Consider the following 1,792-nt stretch of genomic DNA (forward strand, 5'->3'; position numbering starts at 1 on the left):
ATCTCATCCGTCGCGTCCGCGCCATGGAGAGCCCGATAAGGCCGCAGATCCTGATTTCCCTGGTCGAGCTCGATATTGCTTCGATCATGCGGGCCAAGCGAGCCGGCGCCCAGGGCTATCTCTTGAAGCCGTTCAACCGCCCGCAGTTGCTCGAGCGCTTTCGCACCTTGAAGAGCGCACCTGATTCGGCATCCTTGAGCAACTCCAGAAAAAGTGCGTGACGGTCTTCTGCTCGGAAGCCCAGAAGCAGACCGTTACCAGCCCATCATGCAAAAACCCGGCCGAAGCCGGGTTTTTTATTGAAAAGATTCGAACGATTCGTCGCTCAGGCGCTGACGCGAATGTCTTCCGGTTCGCGCAGCACATAGCCGCGACCCCAGACCGTTTCGATGTAGTTCTGACCGCCCGATGCCGCGTCGAGCTTTTTGCGCAGCTTGCAGATGAAGACGTCGATGATTTTCAGCTCAGGCTCGTCCATGCCGCCATAGAGGTGGTTGAGGAACATTTCCTTGGTCAACGTGGTGCCCTTGCGTAGCGAGAGCAACTCCAGCATCTGGTATTCCTTGCCGGTCAGGTGCACGCGCTGGCCGCCGACTTCGACTGTCTTGGCATCGAGGTTGACCACCAGGTCGCCGGTGGTGATGACCGACTGGGCGTGGCCCTTGGAACGCCGCACGATGGCATGAATGCGGGCAACCAGCTCGTCCTTGTGGAATGGCTTGGTCATGTAGTCGTCTGCGCCGAAGCCGAGGCCGCGCACCTTGTCCTCGATGCCGGCCATGCCGGAGAGGATGAGAATAGGTGTTTTGACCTTGGAAAGGCGAAGCGTTCTCAAGACCTCGTAGCCTGACATGTCAGGCAGGTTGAGGTCGAGAAGAATGATATCGTAGTCGTAGAGCTTGCCTAGATCGACGCCCTCTTCACCGAGATCGGTCGTGTAGACGTTGAAACTTTCCGATTTCAGCATCAGTTCGATGCTTTGTGCGGTTGCACTGTCATCTTCTATCAGCAGAACACGCATTTTATTCCCCTTTTCTGCTGCCGGACCATTTCACGACCCGTCCGGACCCGGAGCAGTGGTTGCCTTGTGCAGAGGCTGCCATTGAATGGTTAACAAATCCTAATTTCCCGTCCATGACGGTACCAGATTTTTTAACCTCTTTCTACACCCTCTTGAATCTAATAACGAATCTCAGAACCAAATTCCTAATGCAACACATTAACAACCTGGACTAAGCGACTCCAGGGACTCATCGACGTCGCTTCCGCATCGGTGGCCGGAATTTTTACCCGGCCTTAAGTCCTGACCCGTATGATTAACAATGCCCGTAAACGAATGGTTACCGCCGGCAAAAAACTTTAGGGTTTTGTTTCCCATAGTTGGGGGAAAGCCGGTGGACACGGGTGCGGCCTGGGCGTTTCCAGGTGGTTTGGACGATAAGTGCGGGTGTGCGTTTCCGGGAGTACCGAATCATGAAGTCACGTGAAAACCTCGTTCGGCTGAAACAGTTTCAGGTGAATGAGAAGCGGCGGCAGCTGCTGCAGCTCGACATGATGATCGCCGAGTTCGAACGCATGGCCGTCGAGCTGGAGCTTCAGATTACCGCCGAGGAAAAGAAGGCCGGCATCACCGACATCAACCATTTCGCCTATCCGACCTTCGCCAAGGCGGCTCGCCTGCGCCGCGACAATCTCAGGAATTCCCAAAGCGACCTCGCCCAGCAGCGAAGCGCCGCCGAATCATTACTCGGCGAAGCTGAAGCGGAGCTTTCCAAAGCGGAAATGCTGGAAT

At 55.5% G+C, this 1,792-nt stretch carries 2 protein-coding genes and 1 pseudogene; 2 read left to right on the plus strand and 1 reads right to left on the minus strand.

What is annotated here, in order from left to right:
* Positions 1-221, plus strand: a pseudogene (locus EN969_RS29575) (response regulator); the annotation flags it as partial.
* 104 nt (positions 222-325) lie between these two features.
* Here the strand turns inward: EN969_RS29575 and ctrA are convergent.
* The gene (ctrA, locus tag EN969_RS29580) at positions 326-1,021 is read right to left on the minus strand and encodes a cell cycle two-component system response regulator CtrA (RefSeq protein ID WP_006203583.1); all 696 of its coding nucleotides are present in this window, start codon (positions 1,019-1,021) and stop codon (positions 326-328) included.
* A gap of 452 nt (positions 1,022-1,473) precedes the next feature.
* Here ctrA and EN969_RS29585 point away from each other — a divergent pair.
* Positions 1,474-1,792: flagellar export protein FliJ (locus EN969_RS29585; protein ID WP_127419653.1), on the plus strand; the 319-nt coding region annotated here is incomplete at its 3' end.

The organism is Mesorhizobium sp. M7A.F.Ca.CA.003.01.2.1 (assembly GCF_003998945.1).
Taxonomy (GTDB): Bacteria; Pseudomonadota; Alphaproteobacteria; order Rhizobiales; family Rhizobiaceae; genus Mesorhizobium; species Mesorhizobium ciceri.